Origin of the sequence: Taibaiella helva, assembly GCF_003545695.1 — a bacterium.
GTDB lineage: Bacteria > Bacteroidota > Bacteroidia > Chitinophagales > Chitinophagaceae > Taibaiella > Taibaiella helva.
In genome coordinates this window covers 45,164-70,113 of sequence record NZ_QUZZ01000012.1, presented here as the reverse complement: position 1 = coordinate 70,113, position 24,950 = coordinate 45,164, and the positions used below count along the sequence as shown (strand labels likewise).

The following is a 24,950-nucleotide window of genomic DNA, read 5'->3' as shown; positions in this document are numbered from 1 at the left end:
ATGCAGCCGTCTGGCATTGGCGCCTTGCTATGGTCGGCGTACCTTTGTATCGTATGATAGCCAACGAACAGACCATAGCAGCCATCGCTACCGCGCCCGGCATCGGCGCCATAGGGGTGATCCGCCTCAGTGGCAGCGAAGCCATCACCATCGCCGATCTTATCTTCAAAGGCAAGAAGCTGGCGGCACAGCAGAGCCACACGCTGCACTTCGGTCGCATCGTATCGCCAGCTGATGGCGCCGAGATTGATGAGGTAGTAGTATCGCTGTACCATGGACCGCGCAGCTATACCGGTGAGAACGTGGTGGAGATCAGCGGCCATGGCGCCCCCTATATTTTACAACGTATACTGGAAGCCTGTATCCAGGCCGGCGCAAGGCTGGCCCATCCCGGCGAGTATACCCAGCGTGCTTTCCTTAACGGCAAGCTGGATCTCGCGCAGGCCGAGGCCGTGGCCGACCTTATCGCCGCCGACTCCTTTGCTGCGCAGCAAACAGCGCTGAAACAACTGAAAGGCGGCTTTTCCAGCGACCTGAAGCAGTTGCGGGAGCAGCTCATCCACTTCGCCGCGCTTATCGAGCTGGAGCTGGATTTTTCGGAAGAAGATGTGGAGTTTGCCGACCGCAGCCAGTTCCGAAGCCTCATCGATCAGCTGGAAGCCGCTACCACACAGCTTATTCTTTCCTTTGGCCTCGGCAATGCGATCAAGAACGGTGTGAGCGTAGCCATTATCGGTAAGCCCAATGCCGGTAAGTCGACCCTGCTCAATGCCCTGCTCAACGAGGAACGCGCCATTGTGAGCAATATTGCCGGCACCACACGCGATACCATCGAAGAAGTGCTCAACATCAAAGGTCTGCTCTTCCGCCTTATCGATACTGCCGGCATCCGCGAGCATACCAGCGACGAGATCGAGCAGATAGGTGTAGGACGCAGCCTGGAAAAGATGCGTAGCGCCGATGTCGTCGTCTACCTTTTCGATGTGCAGGATACCACGCCCGAGGAGCTGGTACAGCAACGCGACCTCTTGCGCAGCGAAGGCCTGCGTTACCTCTTAGTCGCCAACAAGACCGACGAGCAGGGCGAGGAAGAAGCCCGGATGCAATTCGCGGGGTTGGTTGATGAGATCCTGTTCATCTCTGCAAAGAACCGCAGGGCCGTCGATCAGCTAAAAGAGCAGCTCTACAACCTGGTAAGCGAAGGCGAGCTCAATACCGAGAACACCATCGTGACCAATGCCCGTCACCATGCCGCCCTGCTCAAAGTGGCCGAATGCCTGAAAGACATAGAAGCCGGTATGGACAACCATATCAGCGGCGAACTATTGGCCCTCGACGTGCGCCGCTGTCTCCACTACCTCGGCGAGATTACAGGTCAGGTGGAAGTGGACAGGGATATCTTAGGAACGATTTTTGGGAAGTTTTGTATTGGGAAATAGTTACGTTACAGATAGTATCGTTTTCTTACTGTTTTCGCATATTCGACGCTGCTATATTTGCTTATAGCAGCGTTTTCTTTTCCGATAGTATCGGTTTTTCTGTTGATTTTGGTTACTACGGGAAAATGACAGAGATTAAATTTTAGAATGGGCGAGATGACTGGGAAATGATGGTGCCTTTGGGTTGAGCCTTGCCGGCACGCACCCTCGTGTGTGTCGCAAACAATTTAAATGAAAGCCTTTTGCCTCAGTCATTCTTCACTTCTTAACATTTACGTAAAACGTAAGTTCTTTCTTTGCGGTGTTTACCATTTATAGAATTGAAAGAGACGCTACGGCTACGGGGAAAGACATCAATGTACAATACATTGGTCGATGCCTGGTGGCCGAAACTGTACCGTATCGCCTACGCCAAAACGGCCGATAGGGATAAGGCCCACGATATGGTACAGGAAGTCTTTCTGAACGTGTGGGAAAAATGGGAGACCGTACCGCAGAACGAAGAGATCGAATTCTACCTGCTGCATGCGCTGCGCTACGGTATTCTCAATTATTACCGCTCATCCGGTCGCTATAAAGTGCAGCTGCAGCAGCTCGACGATCTGTTGCACGAGATCGGCGACAGTGAAGACGAGCAGCAGTATGCCGATCAGCGGCTAATGCTGGCCGAACACGCCGTAACCTTACTATCCCCTTCCCTGAAGCGTGTGTTTACCCTACGCATCCACAACGGCTACTCCTATGATAAGATCGGGCAACTGCTCGATATGGACCCGGCATCGGCCAGGGTGCTGTACAGTCGTGCGCTCGATCAATTGCGCAAAACCGTGGCGCGGAAACCCGAAGTGGTATTGATCCTGACGGCTGCCCTTCCATTGGTTACAATTTCTTAACTCCGGAAAGGTTAACATCCTGCACCTGCCGGTTATTCTTTTATTGATGACCGATAACCCAAAAGCAAAGGCGCTGCTGGATCGTTACCTCAACGGCGAATGCACACCTGGCGAAAAGACCCTGCTGGAATCCTGGTACCATAATATTGGATCAGGAGATGAGGCCTACAAACCATCATGGGCAGAAGCTTCCAAAATGCAATTCCTGCGGCAGCATTACCCGGGCAAGAGAAAGCAGCTTCTCTTTACAGCCCTGAAATGGGCCGCAGCAGCGGCGATCCTGGTCGTGCTCGCGCGCACCGCGTTCTTTTTTCCCGGCAGGCCTGACTTGCACCGCGAAAGTGCAGCGGCTATGTATAGCGCAGTAACCGGCCCCGGCGGACTGAAACGGGTGCAATTACCCGACAGCACCATCGTATGGCTGAACGCCAACAGCAGGCTGGAATGGACCAGCGACTTTAGCGGCAATAAAAGAAGGGTCTCTTTAAGCGGCGAAGCCAGCTTCGATGTGCGTCATGATGCCACGCATCCTTTTGTGGTGCATACTGCCGATGCAGATATCAAGGTATTGGGAACTTGCTTTAATGTGGAGACCGGAACACGTCAATCACCGACACAGGTAGCCCTGCTTCGTGGAAAGGTAGCAATAACAATGACTGGTAAAGCCGCTCCCGGATTGATATTGCAACCGGGAGAAATAGCAGCCTGCTCTGCCGCCGGACGGATGTTGCGCAAGTATAAGGCCGACGTGAGCCCTTATTTTTCCTGGAACAGCGGCGGTTTTTATGCCGCGGATATGCCTTTGCAGCAGGTGGTGGAAAAGCTGTGCGCCCGTTATGGCTATACGGTTACCTGGCGCAACCGAAGGGGAGGGCATAAGCATATCTCTGTCTCCTTTCCCCGTCAGGCCTTCAAAGACATGCTGGAAAGTCTTTGCTACCTGAACCATTTACAATACACCATCGATAACCATAGTGTCCATATCCGATAAAAAAAGGACGTGCGCCAACACGTCCACATTGTTCAATCCGAAAACTGAAAAATGAATGAATCCCAAAAGTACATTAAACTTACCAAAAAGGGCATGGTTACGGCCACTGCTTTTTGGCGCGTCGCTGGGCCTCGGGCTTAGTGCCCGGCCGGAAGGCCTTCGGGCGCAGGACCTGGGCGAGAAGATCAGCCTGAGAACGGAGCGTACGCAATCGCTTGCGACTTTGCTTTCCCGCATCGATCAGCAAACCGGCTATTCTTTTTCCTTTCTCAGGGAAGACTTTGAAGCAATCAATGTAGCGCCCCGCGAGTTCAAAGCAGAACGGCTCGAAGCCATATTGAAAACCCTGCAAAAGGAATACCATTTGGAGTATACCATCAACAATGGAGTGATCCTGCTGCGCCTGTCAGCGAACAAAGCGCAAAGCAGGTCCAAAGGCTATCTCTATGGCAGGGTTTCCGATGAAAGGAATGGCGAAGCACTGATCGGCGCTATTGTCAGCATTGCGCAGCAAGCGGTTCAGACCGATGTCGACGGGAAGTTTGTGGTGGCCCTCTCTCCGGGCGAATATACAGCGAAGCTGAGCTATATGGGCTACAACGACCTGTCGGTACAGCAGATCAGGATCGGCAGCGGCGATACCACCGCTACAGCCTTTAAGCTGAAGCCGGCTTCCAACGACCTGAACGAAGTGGTGGTTACAGCGCTCGGTATTAAGCGGGAAGAGAAAGCCCTGGGTTACTCCGTGACGCGTCTTGATAATGAGGATGTGACCGATGCGATGTCCAACAACTGGACCAATACGATGGAAGGTAAAGTGGCCGGCCTCAATATGCTGAAGTCCAACGGCGGCCCGGCCGGTACCAATGCGATCATCTTGCGTGGTGAAAATTCGCTTTCGGGCAATAGCCAGGCCCTCATCGTGGTCGACGGCGTGGTGATCAGCGGCAGCAGCGGGCAGATCACGGGCAACGGCAGCGGCGCTTACCTGGACGGCGATTCTCCGGTCGATTTCGGTACCTCCCTGAACGATATCAATCCCGATGATATCGAGTCGGTATCGGTGCTGAAAGGTCCCGGGGCCAGCGCCTTGTACGGCGCAAGGGGTGCCAACGGCGCGATCATCGTCACCACCAAATCGGGCAAAAAGCAAAAAGGCCTGGGCCTGACCTTCAACTCGAATACCACTTTTGAATCGATACTGCAATGGCCCGATTTTCAATACGAATACGGGCAGGGGGTAGATGGAAGCGATACCTGGTATTCCTACGGGCAAACCATCGACGGCGCCAGCACCCGCAGCACCAGCTCGGCCTGGGGACCTAAGTTCGACGGGCAGTCCTATTTCCAGTACAATCCCGTTACCCGCACTGCCGATTCGGTGCGAACACCCTGGGTACCTTATAAAAATAACCGGAAGAATTTCTTCCAGACGGCCAGGACCTTTACCAATACGTTGACCCTGGAAGGCGGCAGCGATAAGACTACCGCACGTTTATCCTATACCAACCTCGACAACAAATGGATCGTGCCCAATACCGGTTACTCCCGCAATACGGTAGCCCTGGCCCTGGACCAGTATGTAACCCCCCGGCTGAAGATCTCCACGCACATCAATTACACCAACAAGAGCAGCGACAACCTGCCAACAACGGGATACAACAACCAGTCCATTATGTATTTCATACGCGGCCTGGTGCCCAATGCCAATCTCGACTGGTTCAGAGATTACTGGGCGCCGGGGCAGGAAAACATTATGCAGACGCGGCCTTTCAGCAGTCTGCTGGATAACCCTTACCTGATCGCTAACGAGATGCTGAATAAAGTGAACCGCAACAATGTGATCGGCAACATTACGGCGAACTACCAGTTTACCAGGGAGCTGAGCCTGATGGCCCGCACCACGCTGGACTGGGCTTCCGAAGCACGTTCCCAGCAGCGTCCTTTCAGCAGCCAGAAATTTGCCAGCGGTATGTACCGTACCCAGAATATCTTTACCCAGGAGCTGAATTATGATTTCCTGCTGAACTATAACAAGGTATTCAAAAAGAATTTCGTGCTGAATGCCTCATTGGGGGGCAGCCGCATGCACAACAAGTTTATCAGCGACGAGATGAGGGCGGAGCAATTGCTTTATCCCGGTGTCTATAATTTTGCCAACAGCAAGAACCTGATCCTGGCGCTGCCTTACCGGAGCGAATATGCCGTGAATAGCCTGTATGGCACGTTTGGGCTGTCTTTCCGGGATTACCTTTTTCTTGATGTAACCGGTCGCAACGACTGGACCAGCACGCTGGCCACGCCTGAAAGCTATGGCCACTCTTCCTTCTTCTACCCTTCAGTGAACCTGAGCGGTGTGCTGACAGAAATGGCGCATCTGCCGAAGTGGGTCAGCTTCTGGAAGCTGAGGGGCTCCTGGGCGCAGGTGGGTAGTGGTGGTACCACGCCTTATCTTACCGCTTACACCTATAGCCCTACCAGCTTCCCTTCCGGCCTGGCCAACCCTACGGACATTGCCAACAGCGATCTGCGTCCGCTGATCACTACCAGCTATGAAGCCGGTACCGACCTGCGCTTGTTCCGCAACAGGGTAGGAGTGGATGTAGCCCTTTACCTCAACAATACCCGCAACCAGATCATCAGTGTGCCGATCGATCGTGCTGCCGGGTACAATGCGACCATCCTGAACGCTGGCCTGGTGCAGAATAAAGGCATAGAGATCGAAGCTTATATAAAGCCCTTTGTCAGCAAAAAGAAAGACGGGTTTAACTGGCGCAGTTTCGGAACTTATGCAGCCAACAGGAATAAGATCGTTGACCTGGCCGAAGGTGTGACCAATTATATCATGTCGGCGGGACCTGCAGGCCGCGGTACCATTGAAGCCCGTCCCGGAGGCACTATGGGCGATCTTTATGGGATCGGCTATCAGCGCTCACCCGATGGGAAGATCGTTTACGATGCATCCGGCTATCCGCTGTGGACCGATACCGCAATTTATATCGGCAATACCACGCCCAAGTGGCGCGCCAGCTGGGGCAACGAATTTACCTATAAAAATTTCCGCTTTTCCTTTCTGTTCGACGGGCAGTTTGGCGGTGTAGGCTATTCCCTGACGCACTCGGTGCTGGCCGAAGAGGGCAAGCTGACCAAGACCCTGCCCGGCAGGTACAACGGCATCGTGGGCGATGGCGTGATCCGCAATGATGACGGCAGCTACCGGCCCAATGATGTGATCGCGGCCGACATCCAAACCTATTATAAGTCGCATTTTGACCGGACCAATATCGAATCCAACACCTTCAGCACAGATTATATCAAGCTGCGGGAAGTACGGCTGGACTATAAGATCAGCAGCAATAAGCTGAAGGGTGCAGGGATAAGGAGCCTGGTCGTGGGCCTCTATGGAAGGGATCTGCTGATGTTCAGCGACTGGCCTGCCTATGACCCGCAATTCGGCACCCTGGGCGACGGACAGATCTATAAGGGATTTGAAATAGGTCAATTCCCCAGTACCCGCAGCTATGGTTTCAATATTAAAGCCGAGTTCTGACCGGTATGCTAACAGGCTTTCAAACGTTATTAATACAAGAACAATGAAACATACATATATTCCTGTGCTGTTGCTGCTTTGCGCCGTCGCAATGACGAGCGCCTGCCGCAAAGATTTCAAGGAGATCAATAAAAATCCCAATGCCTCGACCATAGCCACACCCGAGGCCTTGCTGGCACCCGCTTTGTATAGTGTGGTCAATGGCAACCTGAGCCGTGCGATGCGCCTCAACAATATCCTCATGCAGGATCATGTGCCCTTAAGCAACAACAACGATATCGGCCGTTATCTCATCCGGCCGAATGAATCCGACTTCATGTGGAACAACTGGTACCTGCAGCTGAACAACTTCCGCGATATGTATGCGAAAGCGGGAGATGTGAACGATACGACGATGATGGGTATCGCCCTGATCTGCGACGTATGGGTTTCTTCACAGCTGACCGATATGTTTGGGGACGTTCCTTATACCGAAGCGGCAAAGGGGAAAGACGGTATCTATGAACCGGCTTTCGACCTGCAGCAGGATATTTACGCCGACCTCTTTGTAAAGCTGGAGCTGGCTAACCGTTACCTGGCCTTGAATAAAGCCGTGGCCGCCGATAAGAAAGCCGCCGATCCCCTGTACCAGGGAGCGCCTTTGCTGTGGCGGCAGTTTGGCAATTCCCTCTATCTGCGCCTGCTGATGCGTGTGTCGGATAAAAGCGAGCTGAATGCTGCCGCGACCATTACCCTGATCGCGGAGACGGAAGCTGTCAATTACCCCATGATCAAAAGTAACGCCGAATCGGCTGTGCTGCGTTTTACCACCACACCACCCTATATATCGGAGTTTTACAATTACCGCGATTATGATTTTAACGGCGCCGTGAGTCTCTCCGAATTTTTTGTCAACAACCTGAACCTGTGGAAGGACCCGCGCGCTGCCCTGTGGGCTACAGAAGCCTCACTGGGCGTTTACCTGGGTGTGCCGAGCGGCTATGCTGAAGGCCAGGTGCCGGAACAGATGTCTACCTATCCCGCTGCATTGAAGAACAACCCGCTGATGGGCAATATTATGAACTATGCGGAAGTACAGTTCCTGCTGGCTGAAGCGGCGCTGAAAGGAATGATCAGCAAGCCGGCCAAAGATTATTATGAGACCGGTGTGACCAATGCAATTACCTTTTGGGCCAAAGAAGTGCCGGAAGATTACCTGACAAGGGAAGGCATCGCCTGGACAGAAGATGGCAATATGGATCAGAAAATGGAGCTGATCCATGTGCAGAAATATTACAGCTTGTTCTTTACCGATTTCCAGCAGTGGAGCGAATACCGCCGTACAGGACACCCGGTATTGCCCCTGGGCGCCGGTGTGCAGAACGGTGGCAAAATGCCGGCCCGCTTCAAGTATCCGGTATATGTGCAATCGGTGAACAGCGCGCACTACAGCGAAGCCGTAAATCGCATGGGAGGTGACGATATCAATATCAAAGTATGGTGGAACAAACCTTAATTAAAGCAACAAACAATGAAGAACATATTTCCGGGCCTTGCCTTGTTAATGCTTCTGGCAACGGCCTCCTGTATCAAGAAAAATGAAAACCCGGCGACGGGTACGCCCAGCCCGCTCACTTCGGTCAGCCAGCTGCGCAGTCTCTATAAAGGAAGCGATGTGATCATAAGCTCCGAATTGTTAGCCGGCGCCACGACTGTTCGTGGTGTCGTGATATCGGATCACAGCGGCGCCAATTTTCCTGCAGGCTATGTGATCCTGCAAAACACTGCAAGAGGGAGCACTACCGGCATTATACTGAATATGGACGGGGAAACGGCGAAGCGCTATGTTCCCGGCGATTCAGTGGAAGTGCAGGTCGATGGCCTTTCCCTGGTCAATCGTAATGGTGCGTTGATGCTGGAGCAGGTAGCTTCGGACCGTGTGCACCGCCTGGCTGCCGGCGCCGCCATTAAGGTTACACCGGTTTCGGTTAGTGCGCTCACGGCAGAGTTTGCAAAATATGAGAGCACACTGGTAGAAGTAACGGCCGATGTAAAGCCCGTGCCGCAACCGGGCGATACTTATGCGGGCGACAAATACCTGAGCGATGGCAAAGACAGTGCTCTGCTGCTATCTACAGCTGCCGGTGCGGGTTTCGCGGGAGATGGTCTCCCGGCCAGCGCCACCTTCAGGGGGATTGCCGGCTTTTACAATGCCAGTGGCAATACAAAGGATGGGGCAGCCATGCGCTTATATCTGAGGACAAAAGCCGACGTTACCTTTGCCAGCGGGCCATTGTACAATGGCTTCCCCGAAGACTTTGAAAGCCCCGATGCTGCAACAAAAGGCAGCTACAACATGACGGCGATCGACAACAATATCGATATGAAGACCGGCAACTGGAAGCTGTATTACGCCATCCTTGGCACGACCGCAGGCAGGGACCGTTTCAATCCTGCCGGAAAGCAATGCATCCGCATGCAGCAGCAGCTCGACTTCGACGCCTATGTACAAATGAACTTCGACCTGCCCAACGGCGCTTCCAAAGTGACCTTTTCCTACGGCGCCTATTATACCGATGCCAGCAGTACCCTTAAGCTGGAATACTCGCAGGACGGCGGCCTTACCTGGCAGCAGACCGGAGAAGCCATAAGTGATGGCTCCGATGTGCCGAAAGTCGCCATATTCCTTCTCGATCTGAAAGGGCCTGTGCGCTTCCGGGTCAATAAGCTGGGCCTGGGCCCTACCAACGGTACTTCGGTATTCAATGGCAGGTTGAGCATAGAAGATTTTGCCGTCTTCAGCAATTAAAAAATAACAGGAAATAACATTAAATCTTCGCGTAATGACTTCGATCAGCAATGCCCAGCACCAGGCTTTTTGTAAAGGAATAAAGGAGCTGCTGGCCAGAACAGGGGCAGGCGCTGCGCTCATGGACCGAAAGATCGAAGAGCATCTGCAGCATATGGAGCAGCTGCAGGCCGAATACCTGCAGCATCTTCGAACGCTGCAATCGCTGGTGATCCAATACGAGGCAGCCAGGAACGAGACCCGCGCCCTGCTGCGCAAGCGCCTTGCCGCCTTGAAGCAGCAGGCCGCCAGGGAAGCGAAGACCATTAACCAAACGATACGCAAAGCATCATAACCATTCAATAACCTGATTTATGCAAAGGAGAAATTTTATCAAGAACATAGGCCTGCTCTCTGCCGGCCTGGGCTTTTCAGCAACAGCCGTATTTGCCGGTGACAACACGGCATCGGAAGATTATTCTTTCCGGAAAGTGAGCGGCAGGATCAGCGCTGAAGGGAAAGGGGTTCCCGATGTAACCGTAAGCGACGGTTTTTCCGTTACCCGAACCGATGCCAAAGGAAATTATGCATTGGAAGCCCATTATGATGCGCGCTTTATTTTCTTTTCGCTGCCAGCAGGCTATGAAGTGCCCCAAGAGCAGGGTATCGCCCGGTTTTATGCTCCGCTGCAAAAGGGTGTGAAGCAACAAAAAGCGGACTTCTCATTAACCCGGTCTGCCCGGGACGACAACAAGCATACCTTCGTTGTTTGGGCAGACACCCAGATCAAGAATGATGAGGACGCGCAAAAGCTGCTGACCATTTCGGCGCCGGATGCACAGGCTCATATCCATACGCTGAAGGATCATCCTGTTTTCGGTATCGGCTGTGGCGACCTGGTGTGGGACAATTTCGACTTGTTCAAAGATTACCGCAAGGCTGTTGCTATGACCGGTGTTCCCTTCTGGCAGGTGATCGGCAACCACGATATGGATTACGAAGCCCGCACCGACGATGATTCCCAGCAAAGCTTCGAAGCGCAATTCGGGCCTTCCTATTACTCCTTCAATAAGGGCAAGGTGCATTATGTGGTACTGGACGACGTCTTCTTTATCGGGGCAGGCCACCGTTATATCGGGTACCTTACCGAAACCCAGCTGAAGTGGCTGGAAAAAGACCTGCGTTATGTGCCGCAGGGCAGCACCGTAGTGGTGGCCCTGCACATCCCTTCCAATACCGGCGATAAGCGGCGCCACAAGAAAAAGGAAGATGAAGTGGGCGGTGTGGTGATCAACCGGAAAGCTTTATACGATCTCCTGAAGCCTTATAAGGTACAGATCGTTTCGGGGCATACGCACTGGAACGAAGTGTGGGAAAAGGACAACATTACCGAGCACAACCTGGGCACCGTATGCGGCGCCTGGTGGTCGGGACCGGTGTGCGGCGATGGCACACCTAACGGCTTTGGCGTATTCGAAGTGGATGGCGACGATATTTCCTGGTATTACAAAGCTACCGGCTACGAAAAGCAGCACCAGATACGATTGTATAAGCCGGGAGCTGATAAGGAGAAGGCCAATGCCGTGATCGCCAACATATGGAACCACGACAAACGCTGGACGGTGGAGTGGTTTGAGGATGAAAAGCCCAAAGGCGCTATGGAGCAATATACCGGCTACGACCCGGCCGCGGTAGAATTGTATCAGGGTGATGCCCTGCCGGTAGCGCGCAAATGGATCGAGCCGATCCTTACCGATCACCTGTTCAGCGCGGTACCCTCCGCCGGAGCCAGGGAGATCAGGGTGAGGGCCAAAGACCGCTTCGGCAATGTGTTTGAAGAACAGATCAGCCTGGGTTGATCGATAGTATATAACAAATACCCCGGTAAGCTACCGGGGTATTTTTACTTTAGAGTAAAGCCATAACCATGCCCGCTAGACGGCAACGCTCGCCAGGCCTTTTTCTACAGCCGTTTCCTGCACTCCGGGGACAGAGAGTCCCTCGATGCGGAATACGGTAACGTCTGTCATCCCCAGGAAGCCCAGCATGAACCTTAAGTAAGGCTCTCCATGATCCATGGGCTTCATAGGTCCATCACTGTATACGCCGCCCGAGCTGATAGCCAGGTAAACCTTTTTGCCTTTGACCAGGCCTTCGGGGCCGCTTTCACCGTATTTAAACGTATCGCCGCGCCGCACGATATGATCGATCCAGGCTTTCAGCGATGAATGAATAGAGAAGTTGTACACCGGTGCACCGATGACGATAATATCGGCCTCCATAATTTCCTGTATTGCTTTATCGGAATACCTCAGCGCTTCCAGGTTCTCCGGCGTTCTTTGTTCGGCCGGGGTATAAAAAGCGGACGCCATAGCGCCATCCAGGTGCGGCCAGTCGCTGATCGTCAGGTTATTTTCAGTTACCGTACTGCCGGGGTAAGCCGCCAGCAGCTTATCGACGATCGCGTTACCCAGCCGAATGCTCATTGACCCTTCGTTTTTGGGGCTCGATATAATGTGCAATATCTTTTTCATCATTTGATTTTTATGCGGGCAAAACTATTTACATTTGCTTGTAAAAGATTAGCACTATACAAAAGGTTAGCGCTAATCTTTTGTATAGTTTTTAAAATTCAGATACTTATGAATGAAGAAATTGTTCTTGGGTCACAGGAGTGTGTGCGATCGCTTGCCTATGTGGGCGATGCGCTGTATGTGATCGGCGGAAAATGGAAGCTGCGTGTTATCATAGCCCTGCGCGAAGGGAACAAGCGCTTTAACGAGATCCAGCGGGCTGTCGAAGGGATCTCGGCAAGAGTATTATCCAACGAGCTGAAGGAGCTTGAAATGAACGGCTTTGTGAAACGCATTGTACATACGAAGGCTCCGGTGGTCGTGGAATACCAGGTAACATCTTATGCCGATACGCTGAAAGACGTGCTCCATGCCTTGTCCGACTGGGGAGAAATGCATCGCAATAAGATCAGAAGAGAATGGTAGGATATGCACTATAGCGTACCGCTTTTACCTGTAAAGAGTTATCTTAAAGAAGAAGCATGCCTGTTACGATCCGGAAGGCCGTAGAAAAAGACAGTGAGCAGCTTTGGTCCCTGATGAGGGCGCTGGCTATATTTGAACAGTATATTGAGGCTTTCGCCATCACACCCGAAATTGTGCGTGAGCGCGGATTCCGCAAAAGTCCGCCGGACTTTTACAGTATCGTCGCCGATGACCGGGGTACCCTCGCCGGGATGCTGGTGTATTATTTTCTGCCTTTCACGGCGCAGAACAGGCCCGCGATCTACCTGAAGGAGCTTTATATCGTGGAAGCTTACAGGGGGCAGAAGATCGGGGAGCAATTGATGAATGCCCTACGCATGGAAGCGGAACGGCATAACTGCGGACAAATTAAATGGACCGTGGCGCCCTGGAACGAAGCCGGCAAGAAATTTTACGAACGGTTGGGCGCCCGGGAAAATAAAGACTGGCTCAGCTATGAGTGGGATGTATAGGAAAGAAAATTCCTTTTCGGAAAACTATAGCGTTTAAACCTTTAGTGGAAGGTATCTATAAAAGTTACTTGATTATTCTTTCTCCATGAACAAACCGTATCTTTTTAAAGTAATAATGAAGGCCTTGTTTTCTCTCCTTATTTTCCTGATGTATCAGACAGCAGCGGCGCAATGCCAGCATACGTGGCTTAGATACCTTGAAGGAAATACGGATACTATTGTAAGAGTAAATGGTTGCCTGGATAAAAACCTTAACAGCAATTTGGAGACTGTAGACTCATTTATCTCGAAAGTCAGGGAACATACGCTATCCGGTATGGATATAGAGACCATATTGATGAAGGAACTGGACTCACTTAAACAGTTACCCCGGGATTCTTCTGTTCTTGCGGCAATCAGCAATGTGAATTACCAGCTCACTTCTCAATTCCAGATCATTTCTTCCGATAGCATTGAGTATTATACGCAATGGATACCCTTGTTGTAAATGGTCGGTCCATTGTCATCTATGCCTTCTCTTCTAACTTTGAAAGTAAGTGGAATGAAGATTTTGATAATTGGTTTTTCTACTATACCAGGGAATTTGGTATTATTAACGCTACCTATGTTTGTATTTGGGATGGACCTTGTTTTAAAGAAATTGCGCTAGTAGACAATTGCAGGATCAATAATGGGAACCGGGCTATTTTTGAGAAGGTTAAGCGCTATATTTTAAACACGAAATTCAGGGAATAATATAGTTTGACTACGATCTCTGGTATAAGAACAAGAATTCATGTCCGCTTTTACCCTTTGGCAAAAGATTATCAACCAACCCGGTCCGGGATTGTTAGGTTTGGAGCAATAACCAATCATCCGATGTTATGAAGGCCATTGTCCTCCTGGGCACCCTGAAGCGTGAGGGCTTGTCCCATACCGAAACGCTGGTGGAATTTTTTACCGGTTATTTACAAAAGAAAAGTGTCGACTTTGAAGTCGTGAAATTGGTGCGGCACCATATTCTGCCCGGTACTTATAGCAATATGGGCGAAGGCGACGACTGGCCCGCAATACTCGAAAAAATAACAGCAGCCGATATCCTCATCTTTGCCACGCCCATTTGGTGGGGCAATCATTCTTCTGAAACCCAAAGAGCGATCGAGCGCCTGGATGAGCTGCACGATGAGATCATGGAGGGCAAGCCTCCCGGCTGGAGGGCAAGGCCGCAGGTATCATCATCACCGGCGATTCCGACGGATCGCAGCATATCATTGGTAGCATCAGCAATTTTGTAAATGCGCTGGGTATGTTCATACCTCCCTTCGCAACATTGAGCGTTCAATCCAGGGCACAGGCCAAAAAGAAAAATACACCCAAAGAGGAGCTGATGGCAATGTATGAAAAGGAATATGCTGAGACAGCGAAAAAGATGGCAGAACGGCTGGTCGCTGCAGTGCCGGAATAAGGCAGGGCAAGACAAATGCAATAAAACATTGCAAGGTTTCTGAATTTCTGCCGGCTATCTTAGATACTTCCGGCATTAGCGGCCGCTAAGCACTAGCTTCTCTTTAGCCACCTTCTGAGGCGGCTTTTTATTTGGGAGATAGACGCAATGTTTATTGAGCCATTTTCAGATCAGGCCCAGCTCCATTGCCTTGCGGATAAGGCTGGCCGAATTTTTGACATCCAGCTTTTGCAGCAGGTGGGTACGATGGTTCTCTACCGTGCGCTTGCTCAGCGAAAGGTGATCGGCGATCTCCTGGCTGCTGTGGTTATGCGTCAGCATTTTCAGGATCTCTTTTTCCCTCCGGGTAAGCGATGGGAACAGGCTGCGGCTGCTTTGCTCCTGCAATACCTGCTTCCGGATCACCGGGTCGAAATATTCGCGACCGCGGGCTACGGTACGTATGCCTTCGAGCAGGGTCTGCTCGTCGCTGCTCTTCAGTACATAACCTTTGACGCCATGCTGCAGCATCGATTTGATATAGTAACGGTGCTCGAGGTTGGTCAGCACCAGCACCATTACCTCGGGATACAGGCGGTGCAGTACCGGCGCCAGTTCGTCGCCCATCTGTCCCTGCATTTGTATATCCAGCAGCAATACGTCGGGCTGTTCGTTCTGCAATGCCTTTAGCAAGCTGCTGCTTTCCTGGTAGGTACCTATGATCTCGATATCGGGATGATGGCTGAGCATGCTCTGCAGCCCTTTGATGAGGAGCGGGTGGTCGTCTATTATTGTGATCTTGATACTCATGTTGTATTTGGTTTATGGCGCCAGCTGGTCATGGGATAAGGTGGCTACTTCGAGCTCTACGCTGGTTCCTTCCCCGGGGCGGGAGTTGAAGCTTACCTGGCCGCCGAGATCTTTTACGCGGCTGCGTATGCTTTCCAGCCCAAGGCCGTTCGATGTTCTTTCTGCGTCGAAGCCGTTGCCGTTATCCTCGACGGTGAGCTGCAGCAGGTCATCCTGGTAAAGCAGGGCGATGAGCACCTGCGTAGCACCGGAATGCTTGACAATATTGTGGACCAGCTCCTGTACAATACGGTAGATGGCAAAGCAGAATTCCGGCTTCAGCGCAGTGAAGGAGCCGAAGGTCTGCAGCTCGATGTGCAGGCGGTTGCTTTTCTGGATCAGCTCGCAGAAGGTTTCGATAGCATCAGGCAGGCTCTGCTGGATCAGCAGTTCGGGAACGAGCTTATAGGTAATGGTCCGCAGCTCCAGGCCCATATGGTTCAGCAATTGCATGATCTCGCCATAGGTATTGCTGTCGGGTAATCCTTTGTATTCCTTACCCAGCGCGGCGTAGTTCATTTTTGTAGCCGATAGCAGCACGTTGACCCCATCGTGCAGCTCCCGGGCGATACGGCTGCGTTCTTCCTCTTCTCCCTGCATCTTGGCATGGAGCTGCTCTATCCGCTGCTGTTGCTGCAGCTCCCTTATCTGCGCGGCCTGCAGCTTTTGCTTGTTTCTTACACTGCGCCATATACCGGCCGCGATGCCGAGCAGGAGCAATGCTCCTGCAGCGATCAGCACAATGCCCCTTTGCAGCTTATACAGCAGCACTTTATTTTGAGCCAGCGCTTTTTCCTGTTCGGCCGTTCTGTATTTCAGCTCGAGCTGGGTAACTTCTTTGGCATTGGCAGCATCCTGCAGGCTGTCGTTCAGGCTGGCATAGGCTGCCTGGTAATGATAGGCTTTCTCAAACTGGCCCAGCTGCGCATATATGGAAGACAGGGCAGCGTAATTGGCTACCCGGTGAACGATCAGGCCTTTCGCTTCACAGATCTGCTCCGCTTTCTGGTAATAAGGTATCGCCTTCCGGTAATCGCCGAGCCGGTAGTAAACGCTTCCTATAGCCTGGTACATGCCGGCGGCAAAGCCGGATGTGCTGTCGTATGACAGTGCGGAGTGATAGTAGGGGAGCGCTTTTACGAGATCGCTTTGTGCGTTGCCCATAGCATAATACACAAACTTGATGCTCCTGTTCTGCGGCTGCCTGAGCAGCACCGACCGGGCCAGGCGGAGATATTGCATGGCCTTTGCACTATCGTTGAGCGCTGTCCAGGCCAGTCCCTTGTTGATATAGATATCAGCCAGCACAGTCGTGTCGCGGGTACGGGTAGCAATATTTTCTGCCTGCTGCATATAACCCAGGCTTTTTTCATAGGCGCCTTTCTGCATCCATGTGGTGCCCAGGTTATCATATACCTGGGCCAGCGTTGTGCTGTCGCGGCTGTTATGCTGTTCTATTTCGGCCAGTGCCTTGTAGAAAAAATGAAGCGCGCTATCGTTGTTGCCCAGCAGGTTGTAAGTGCCGCCCCAACCGTTATACAAAGCCGGTAGTATCCTTTTGTTGTGCGCCGAGAGGCGTTGGCAATAAGGATAAGCAAGGTGCAGCAGCTTCCTGGTCTTATCATATTCGCCCTTGTCCTGGTAGCAGAAGGCTAGGCTGAGCAAGGCGCCCGCAATACCTTCCTCATGATGAAGCATGCGGCTTATGCTCAACGATTCCTCCAGCAGCCTTATCGCGCTGTCGGGTTGTGTGCCCCGCATTTTAGCAGCCTGCTGCATCAGCCGTGCCGCACGAAGCGTGTCTTCTCCGGTGCTGATCCTGCTGCCCGGTTCCTGCCCGTTTAGCAGCAAAGGGCGCGGGAGCAGGCACACCAGCATAAGGTAACACAGGTATTTTTTCCAGAGCATGTTTAATCTTTTCTGAAGTATGGCCGGGTCAAAAGTAATTTTTCTTTCCAAAAAGGCTTTCTGTCAAATGAGTGTTTTTACTCTTTTTTACCCTGGTGCACCCTTCTAATTTTGATTACAACCTGAAAAAAGCAGAACCATCTTTATTTATAGCTTATCTCCGGCGCCGCCTGTTGCCGGGACCGTAAACAAAAACATGCCATGATCCTGTCCCTTCGCTGTGCTAAACTGTCCTTAGGCGTTATCCTGATCTTATTATTGCCGGCCATCGGGACCAATACAGCATGGGGACAATATAATGCTGCGGCCAACAGGATATGGGCCTTCGGACACCATGCCGGCCTCGACTTCAGCTCCGGCGCCCCGGTGGCTATCCGTACGGCGATCGATAATACGGACCCTTCAGGTACACTCGAATCTGCAGCTTCGGTATGTGACGACAATGGCGCCCTGCGGTGCTATACCGATGGTGCGCAGGTATGGGACCGTATGGGTAACCTGATGCCGAATGGTTCCGACCTCACAGGGCTGGGGCAGGGCGTAACCAACAGCACCAGCCAGGGCGCGCTGATCGTACCCATGCCCGATAGCAGCCACAAGTACTACGTTTTCTCGCTTACTGCGGTGGACCAACCCGCTTCTGTCAGGGGAAAGCTCTTCTGCAGCATTGTCGATATGACGCTGAACGGTGGCATGGGCGATGTTGTAGCCGGGCGTAAAGGTATACTCATCGATTCGGGGCTGACAGAAAAGATGATCGGTATCGTCGGCGACCGTTGCAATATGTGGATACTGACCTGTGTCAGGGGACAGGCGCGCTACAAGGCTTTCGAGCTGACTGCGGCCGGTCTGAACACCTCACCGGTGATTTCCAATGCGGCGAGCGCCAAGAATCTTTCCTTCGGCTACCTGGCAGTATCTCCCGACAGGAAGCGTATCGCCGCTTCGGAACAGGCTATATTCGGCGGCAACAACGGCCTGGAGCTGGCGCGCTTTAACGCTGCTACGGGCGCTATAGACGATGCGGTCCAGCTGGAGCCACAGCTGGGCTATTACGGCATTTGTTTCTCTCCCGACAGCCGGAAGCTTTACGGCAGCTCCTTTCAGAGCATCTACCAGTTCGATGTTACCGCGCCGGACCCGGCCGCAACAAGAACAGAGGTCAGCAACAATGGTCGCAATACGGGCTTGCAATGCGGTCCGGACGGACGTATCTATTTCCAGCATTCTGCTACCGCAGGTGATAAGGTCTCCTGGATAAAGTTCCCTAATCTTTCCGGCCCGGCCTGCGATGTAGTTATCGATGGATTGACCTTGCTGCAGAATACTTCTATGAACTTCGGCTTTCACAATACAACACCTGTGTTCTCGAGAGATACCCTCTATACCTATGCTCCAGCTGCTGCCGGATGCTTCGCAACGGAATACACCCTGAGGGCGGCAGATACTTCCGGATGGGAATATGAATGGAACACCGGCAGCAACGCCCGAAGCCTTACCGTAACGGCGCCGGGCCTTTACTGGGTGCGGTATCATACGCCGCCCTGCGTATTTCACACTGATACCTTCAGGGTCAGCTTTCCTTATGGCATCCTGCCGCAGCTAAGCATAAGGAATAGCTGTAAGGGGGCTGATACCGGCAAAGCATGGGTATACACTTATAACGGAGATACGGTAACCTATCACTACATCTGGCGCAATGCGGCCGGGGATATACGTTCGCTTACTGATACGCTGTTCCATGCTGCAACCGGAAGCTATACCCTGGCGATACATACTGCTCATTGCGATACGCTGCTGCACCTGTATATACCGGAAGAGGAGCATCACGTTGCTTTCGTATCGGATACCCTGATCTGTCTCGGGACTGGTATTACTTTCCAGAATGCTTCCGAACCTTACTTTACGGATTTTCAATGGCGCTTTGGCGATGGTAACGGGAGCGTACTGCTAAGCCCCACGCATGTTTATGCCCAGCCGGGAAGCTATACGGTCACACTGGCTGGTACCGGCGCGCTGTGCCGCGATACTATCGCACGGCGCGTTACTGTCGACGCTCCTGTAACGGATTTTCGTTTTGCTAAAGACAAGGATAGCCTTTGTACGGGGCAAGCCCTCCTGCTGTCGCCCGGCTACGACAGCACGATAAGCCGCCTGCACTGGCAGCTGGGCGATGGCTCTGCGCTGAGTACAGGTGCGGAAACAATACAACATGCCTATGCCACAGCAGGCAAAATGCCTTTGTCAATGACGGCTGAGTTCAGGGCATGCCCTTCAATTACCGTTGCCGATACCGTATGGGTATATGCGCTGCCCATGGTCGACCTTGGTCCCGACAGCAGTCTGTGTCTGCAGGGACGTCCGCTGACCTTGTCCAATCGTGCCGCTGGTGCAGGAAGGGGAAGCTATCGCTGGAGCACCGGGGCGACGACAGCAGAAATTACCGTGCGGCATGAGGGAAGATACAGCCTTACGATTACCAATGAGCATGGCTGTACCAGCTCGGAGTCCGTCTCGGTCAGCAAGGATTGCTTTATCGATGTCCCGAATGCTTTTACGCCGAATGGCGATGGCAGTAACGATTATTTCTTTCCCCGGCAGCTTCTTTCCCGAAGGCTCAGCAAGTTTTCCATGCAGGTCCTCAACCGCTGGGGACAGGTGGTCTTCCAGACGGAACGCATCGATGGAAGAGGCTGGGATGGCCGTTTTAACGGACAAGCGCAGCCGGAGGGTGTATACATTTACCGTATCAGCGCTGAGATCGATGCCGTTCACCACGAGGTCTACGAGGGCAATGTAACACTGATACGATAACCTGTCCGATCAAATGTTTTCTATATTCCAAAAACCGTTTAACAATGCAAATGATGAAAAGATGTTTATGTGCTTTGCTGCTGCTTTGCCTATGGGCCAAGAGTCCCGCCCAGCAACCTGCCTGGACGCTCAAAGAGAACAACCAATGGAAATTTTACCAGTATGGCGGCCTGCATTTTGTAAGTAATGCTCCCGTGCCGGACACTTCCGCCATGCAGGGACAATATAGTTCCGGTACTACGCCTGTCATCACGGTAAACGCAGCTTCGGTCGCCGATGCTAACGGCGATCTGTTGTTTTACACTGATGCTTACAATATATGGGATAAGGAACACCACCTGATGCCCGGCGGGACGGGGCTTTCGGGCGGTAACGCGCTAGATGCCGCCCTGGTGCTCCCGGTAATTGATAATCCTGAACGGTATTATATCTTCTACATGTGCGGAAACATCGACTTTCTCGGGGCGACCACCAATGCTTATGAGCTGCGGTATACGATCGTGGACATGAGCCTGAACAACGGGCTGGGCGATGTAGTGGCGGGGCAGAAGAACGTGCTGCTGCAAAACAATCTTTCCGGAGCCATGAAAGCCGTTCCGGGCACAGATTGCAATATCTGGCTCATTACGCATGACCTGTACAATACGGAGTTCAAAGTGTTTGAGATCGGCAATACCGGCATCAGCACTACACCGGTCACTTCGGCTGTCGGCAACGGGGCGGTCGGCTTTATGGGGCCTTTGAGCTTCGTGGGCAATATCGCGGTTGCGCATAATGGTACCAAGATCGCTTTCGGACAGAACGGCGGCGAGCTGGTACCGATCGTTGAGCTGTTCGATTTCAACAGGACTACAGCGGCCATTACCAATCCCATGGTGATCGATACCTTAAGCTTTGCCTTCGGTATGAGCCTCTGCTTTTCGCCCGATAACCAGAAGCTGTACCTTTCACTGCTCAATCCCGGTGGCATGAGCCCGGCCAACCCCGATAACCTGCATGTCGAATCTTCCCTGTTCCAATACAATACAGCGCTTAGCAGCGCCGCAGCCATTAAAAATTCACGCGTGCTGCTTTCTGATTCTGTTTCTTCTTACAACAACGTGATGCGGATGGGACCCGATGGCAAGATCTACCTGCCTGCTTCCTATGGTGGTGATACTTCCACGACCAACGGCTATTTTTATCCCGCAGGCAGCGGCCCCGGCAACTATTCCGGAGCGCCCTTCCAGGCTTACCTGGGTTGCATTCAAAACCCCAATACCGCTGGTGTGGGTTGTAATTTCAACCGTCATGCGGTAGCACTCCCCGCTTATTCCAGCGGCGCCGAGACCATGGGCGGTATCTTCGTCAAGCCTGATGTAGCCGATACTACCTATGCCCGTCACGATACGGCTGCCTGTAAGCCTGCCGGGGATACGCTTGTCCTCCAGGCACCCGCCGGCGCCTATCATTTTCTCTGGGATGATGGCAGCACCGGCAGCCGGCGCACCGTGAATACATCGGGCACTTATTATGTGCGCCACGGCAATTATTGTCACTATGGTGTCGACACCTTTGTCGTGGTCATCGGCAATCCCGAAGCCGTGATCGTGCGGACCAGCAATACGCTGAGCACCACGCAGCCCTTCGATACCTATCAATGGTACCGCAACAGCGACGAGATAGCCGGCGCCACCAACAGCACGTATACAGTGACGCAGAACGGCCAATATCAGGTAGCAGTGACCAAGGGCGGCTGCAAGGATACTTCTGCAATATTTGATATGGTCCTGAGCAGCATAGACGATCTGTCGGCAATGGCACAGCAAGTCCGCATTTACCCCAATCCTGCAAAAGACATTGTTTACATACAGGCGCCCTTTGCCGTTCGTGTAGCGATCAGCAGTATAGATGGGCGGCTCATCCGCCAGCAGAGCGAAACGAAAGAGATATCCCTGTCCGGCATGGACAATGGCATTTATTTCCTGCAGCTGAGCGATAAGAATGACCGCCTGCTGCGCGTAGAAAAGCTGGTGAAATCAGGCCAATAAACCATAACCATTGGTGTAAGCCCGGTTCCTGCTCTGGGGCCGGGTTTTTATTTTATAGCATTGGAGGAAGAACTGTGGCCAGGCGATCAGCATGATGCCGTCCTTTGGGCCCTGTAGTTATGCCGGATTGCGGTTGTGGGGCTTATCGCTTAAATTTGCAGCTTACAAAATCTGTTCTTATGCAGGACGCTCCGCTCGTCTATCTCGATACTGCCGGCTGCGGCCTTATTTCCGAACCGGTACGACAGGCAGGGGTGGCTTTGTACCAGATGTTTGAAAGCGGCAGCTCCGGCGCCAGCGAAGCATGGCGCGCCCTGCGGTACCCGGAAATTAAAAAGAATGCGGCCAGGCTCATGCATGCGGCGGTGGAGCAGGTAGCCTTCCTGCCCAATTTTTCCTTTGGGATCAATGCCCTGGTGCATGCACTGAAAGGCGATGAGAAAATACTCCTGTACCGGCGCGATTTCCCTTCCTTATATCTTCCTTTTGTCCGCAACCGGTTCGCTATTACCTGGATCGATACGCAAGACGGCTTTCATATCGGTATCGAACAGATAGAGGCGGCGATTAAGGCGAAGGGCATCGATATCGTGGTGATCAGTCATGTGCAGTGGCAAAGCGGCTTTAAGATCGACCTGGCACAGCTGGGCGCCATCTGCCGGCAAAACAATGTCCTGCTGTTTGTCGATGCCACGCAAAGTCTCGGAGCCATCGATATCGATGCGCAGGCCCTGCCGGTCGATGCTGTTATTGCCAGCAATTACAAATGGATGAATGCCGGTTTCGGCACAGGCCTTATGTACCTGCATCCCGATTTGCTTGACCGGTATCCGCCGAAGTTTGGGGGGAACGCCGGTACACACTTTCATTGGGAGGGGGATAGGTTGCAGGAGGAAGCATCCATTACGGATTATGAGCCGGGCAGTCCCAATATGTTCGGGCTCACCGTGATGAACCGTGCTATAGAAGAAAAGCTGCTGTACGGACTGCCGCAGACCGAGCAGCACAATACCCGGCTCACGCAGGTTCTCCTGGACAGGCTCGGTACGCTCCCGGTGCAATTGATTGGCGACCGGGATACCAGGAACCGCGCCTCTATTGTCTGCATAGATGCCGCGCCGGGTTTGCATGAATTCCTGGCGCAGCGGAATATCGTTACTACCTGCCGTAACGGCCTGATCCGTATCAGCATCCATATGCACAATACCGATGTGGATATCGAAGCACTTGCCGAAGGCATCCGGGACTGGGAAAAAGCACGTTAACAGCAGTAGCTGCCCGACATAAAAAAGAGGACCGGAGAAGGTCCTCTTTTTTTAATGCTGTGTCAGCGCTTAGTTCCAGCCGCCACCCAGCGCCTGGTAAATATTGATTACCGCATTCATTTGCTGCATCCGCGTTTCGATCAGCTCGAAACGGGCTTCCAGCACATCGCGCTGGGTCATCAATACTTCCATGTAGTCGGCCCTGGCCGACTGGAACAGGTCGTTGGAGATATTGATCGAACGGGCCAGCGCGTCTACCTGTTTGGCTTTCAGGTCGTAGCTCTTTTCCAGGTTGCCGATCTTCGCCTGCTGGTTTGCCACTTCGACGTAGGCGTTGAGTATCGTACGTTCATACTGGTATATTGCCTGCAGCTGCTTCGCATTGGCATTGTAATAGGTAGCCTTTATTGCATTGCGGTTCACCAGGGGCGCTACCAGGTCGCCCGCAATGGAATAGAGCAGGGACTCCGGCGTTTTGAGCAGGTACGACGGATTGAACGCGCGGTAGCCGATGGAGGCCGAGATACCCAGCGAAGGGTAGAACTGCGCTTTCGCTACTTTCACATCCAGCTTGGCAGCCGCCAGCTGCAGCTCCGCCTGTTTGATGTCTGGACGGTTAGCCAGCAGCTGTGCAGGCAGGCCGGTATGGACCTGCATCGGGGTAAGGCTGTTCAGGTCCTGCTTGCTCCTGGCAATGGGTTGCGGGTAGCGGCCCAGCAGGAAATTGATCCGGTTCTCTGTTTCCGTTATCCTCTGTTTGATCCCGTACTGAAGGCTCTGTGTCTTCAATACTTCTGCCTCGAACTTCCGTACGGCCAGCTCGGTTACCCTGGTGGCTTCTTTCTGCAGCTTGACGATCCGCAGCGCATTGGTCTGCAGCTCGATGTTCTGCTGCAAGATCTCCTGCTGGTTGTCGAGGGCCAGCAGCTCGTAGTAGGAATTGGCTATCTCAGCCACCAGGCTGGTGATCACAAAATTCCGACCTTCAACAGTGGCCAGGTAGCGCGATACGGCCGCTTTCTTGGCGTTATGCAGCTTTTGCCAGATGTCGATCTCCCAGGTAGCGACTGCGCTGATCTGGTAATCGGGCAGGGGTTCCGGCATTTCCTTGCCGGGCTTGATCTCCGTATTGGCCTCCATGGCGCCGATATTGGTATAGCGGGAAACCTTATCCACACCGCCACCTGCTTTTATGCCAACAAAAGGCAGGTATTCGCCTTTACGCGCGCGGATCTCATTGCGGGAGATGTCGATCTCCTGCAAGGTGATGTTGAGCTCCTGGTTATTGACCAGCGCCGTATCGATAAGTGCAGCCAGGTAGGGATCGGTGAAATAGTCGCGCCACCTGATTGCTGCTGTATTGCTGGAGTCTTGCGTACTGTTGCCGCCATAGCTGCCCGGGATTGCCTGGCTTTCTTTTTTTTCTGCCAGGGAAGGCAGCTTGCAGGCCGTATAGGCCAGCGACAAGCAGGCAATACCCAGCAGCTTATATTTTCTTTTCATCATTATG

Annotated in this window: 20 protein-coding genes; 16 read left to right on the top strand and 4 right to left on the bottom strand. The window is 52.7% G+C overall.

Annotation, left to right across the window (positions count from 1 at the left end; genetic code table 11):
• Positions 1-53: 53 nt before the first annotated feature.
• The 8 genes from mnmE to DZC79_RS17145 all read left to right on the top strand — a co-directional run bounded on the left by mnmE (position 54) and on the right by DZC79_RS17145 (position 11,499).
• Positions 54-1,439, top strand: a complete 1,386-nt coding sequence (mnmE, locus tag DZC79_RS17180) for a tRNA uridine-5-carboxymethylaminomethyl(34) synthesis GTPase MnmE (RefSeq protein ID WP_118952848.1) — start codon at positions 54-56, stop codon at positions 1,437-1,439.
• Between the two features lie 356 nt (positions 1,440-1,795).
• The gene (locus DZC79_RS17175; RefSeq protein WP_118952847.1) at positions 1,796-2,332 is read left to right on the top strand and encodes an RNA polymerase sigma factor; all 537 of its coding nucleotides are present in this window, start codon (positions 1,796-1,798) and stop codon (positions 2,330-2,332) included.
• A 46-nt stretch (positions 2,333-2,378) separates the two neighbouring features.
• Positions 2,379-3,323 carry a FecR family protein gene (locus DZC79_RS17170; RefSeq protein ID WP_118952846.1) on the top strand — a complete coding sequence of 315 codons (945 nt, stop codon included), beginning with the start codon at positions 2,379-2,381 and terminating at the stop codon, positions 3,321-3,323.
• Positions 3,324-3,378: 55 nt separating this feature from the next.
• Entirely contained in the window at positions 3,379-6,873 is a 3,495-nt protein-coding gene (locus tag DZC79_RS17165) for a SusC/RagA family TonB-linked outer membrane protein (protein WP_118952845.1), read from the top strand.
• Between the two features lie 43 nt (positions 6,874-6,916).
• A complete protein-coding gene (locus DZC79_RS17160; RefSeq protein WP_118952844.1) occupies positions 6,917-8,368 on the top strand; it encodes a SusD/RagB family nutrient-binding outer membrane lipoprotein in 1,452 nt (483 codons plus the stop codon).
• A 15-nt stretch (positions 8,369-8,383) separates the two neighbouring features.
• Positions 8,384-9,661 carry a DUF5689 domain-containing protein gene (locus DZC79_RS17155; RefSeq protein WP_157977232.1) on the top strand — a complete coding sequence of 426 codons (1,278 nt, stop codon included), beginning with the start codon at positions 8,384-8,386 and terminating at the stop codon, positions 9,659-9,661.
• Positions 9,662-9,695: 34 nt separating this feature from the next.
• Positions 9,696-9,995 (top strand): hypothetical protein, encoded by a 300-nt coding sequence (locus DZC79_RS17150; RefSeq protein WP_118952842.1) that lies wholly within the window; start codon positions 9,696-9,698, stop codon positions 9,993-9,995.
• Positions 9,996-10,014: 19 nt separating this feature from the next.
• Positions 10,015-11,499 (top strand): calcineurin-like phosphoesterase C-terminal domain-containing protein, encoded by a 1,485-nt coding sequence (locus DZC79_RS17145; protein WP_118952841.1) that lies wholly within the window; start codon positions 10,015-10,017, stop codon positions 11,497-11,499.
• Positions 11,500-11,574: 75 nt separating this feature from the next.
• Here the strand turns inward: DZC79_RS17145 and DZC79_RS17140 are convergent, their stop codons facing one another.
• A complete protein-coding gene (locus DZC79_RS17140; protein WP_118952840.1) occupies positions 11,575-12,174 on the bottom strand; it encodes an FMN-dependent NADH-azoreductase in 600 nt (199 codons plus the stop codon).
• A 108-nt stretch (positions 12,175-12,282) separates the two neighbouring features.
• Here DZC79_RS17140 and DZC79_RS17135 point away from each other — a divergent pair, with 108 nt between their 5' ends.
• The 5 genes from DZC79_RS17135 to DZC79_RS21505 all read left to right on the top strand — a co-directional run bounded on the left by DZC79_RS17135 (position 12,283) and on the right by DZC79_RS21505 (position 14,595).
• On the top strand, positions 12,283-12,639 hold the full coding sequence (locus tag DZC79_RS17135; RefSeq protein WP_118952839.1) for a winged helix-turn-helix transcriptional regulator: 357 nt from the start codon (positions 12,283-12,285) through the stop codon (positions 12,637-12,639).
• 56 nt (positions 12,640-12,695) lie between these two features.
• A complete protein-coding gene (locus DZC79_RS17130; RefSeq protein WP_118952838.1) occupies positions 12,696-13,151 on the top strand; it encodes a GNAT family N-acetyltransferase in 456 nt (151 codons plus the stop codon).
• A 262-nt stretch (positions 13,152-13,413) separates the two neighbouring features.
• Positions 13,414-13,638, top strand: a complete 225-nt coding sequence (locus tag DZC79_RS21360; RefSeq protein WP_157977231.1) for a hypothetical protein — start codon at positions 13,414-13,416, stop codon at positions 13,636-13,638.
• A gap of 376 nt (positions 13,639-14,014) precedes the next feature.
• Entirely contained in the window at positions 14,015-14,425 is a 411-nt protein-coding gene (locus DZC79_RS17115; RefSeq protein WP_198666930.1) for a flavodoxin family protein, read from the top strand.
• 11 nt (positions 14,426-14,436) lie between these two features.
• Entirely contained in the window at positions 14,437-14,595 is a 159-nt protein-coding gene (locus DZC79_RS21505; RefSeq protein WP_198666929.1) for a hypothetical protein, read from the top strand.
• Positions 14,596-14,760: 165 nt separating this feature from the next.
• Here DZC79_RS21505 and DZC79_RS17110 read toward each other — a convergent pair whose 3' ends face one another.
• Entirely contained in the window at positions 14,761-15,384 is a 624-nt protein-coding gene (locus tag DZC79_RS17110) for a response regulator (RefSeq protein WP_118952835.1), read from the bottom strand.
• Between the two features lie 12 nt (positions 15,385-15,396).
• Positions 15,397-17,331, bottom strand: coding sequence for a tetratricopeptide repeat-containing sensor histidine kinase (locus tag DZC79_RS17105; RefSeq protein WP_118952834.1), 1,935 nt, complete (start codon positions 17,329-17,331; stop codon positions 15,397-15,399).
• A gap of 201 nt (positions 17,332-17,532) precedes the next feature.
• Between DZC79_RS17105 and DZC79_RS17100 the strand changes: the two genes are divergently transcribed.
• The 3 genes from DZC79_RS17100 (at position 17,533) to DZC79_RS17090 (ending at position 23,440) form a co-directional block, all read left to right on the top strand.
• Positions 17,533-20,145, top strand: coding sequence for a PKD domain-containing protein (locus DZC79_RS17100; RefSeq protein WP_118952833.1), 2,613 nt, complete (start codon positions 17,533-17,535; stop codon positions 20,143-20,145).
• 53 nt (positions 20,146-20,198) lie between these two features.
• The gene (locus DZC79_RS17095; protein WP_157977230.1) at positions 20,199-22,175 is read left to right on the top strand and encodes a T9SS type A sorting domain-containing protein; all 1,977 of its coding nucleotides are present in this window, start codon (positions 20,199-20,201) and stop codon (positions 22,173-22,175) included.
• A gap of 179 nt (positions 22,176-22,354) precedes the next feature.
• Complete coding sequence (locus DZC79_RS17090) at positions 22,355-23,440, top strand: aminotransferase class V-fold PLP-dependent enzyme (protein WP_118952831.1); 1,086 nt, start codon at positions 22,355-22,357, stop codon at positions 23,438-23,440.
• A gap of 69 nt (positions 23,441-23,509) precedes the next feature.
• On the opposite strand, the gene DZC79_RS17085 is transcribed toward DZC79_RS17090, so the two are convergent.
• Positions 23,510-24,946 carry a TolC family protein gene (locus DZC79_RS17085; protein WP_118952830.1) on the bottom strand — a complete coding sequence of 479 codons (1,437 nt, stop codon included), beginning with the start codon at positions 24,944-24,946 and terminating at the stop codon, positions 23,510-23,512.
• Between the last annotated feature and the right edge of the window lie 4 nt (positions 24,947-24,950).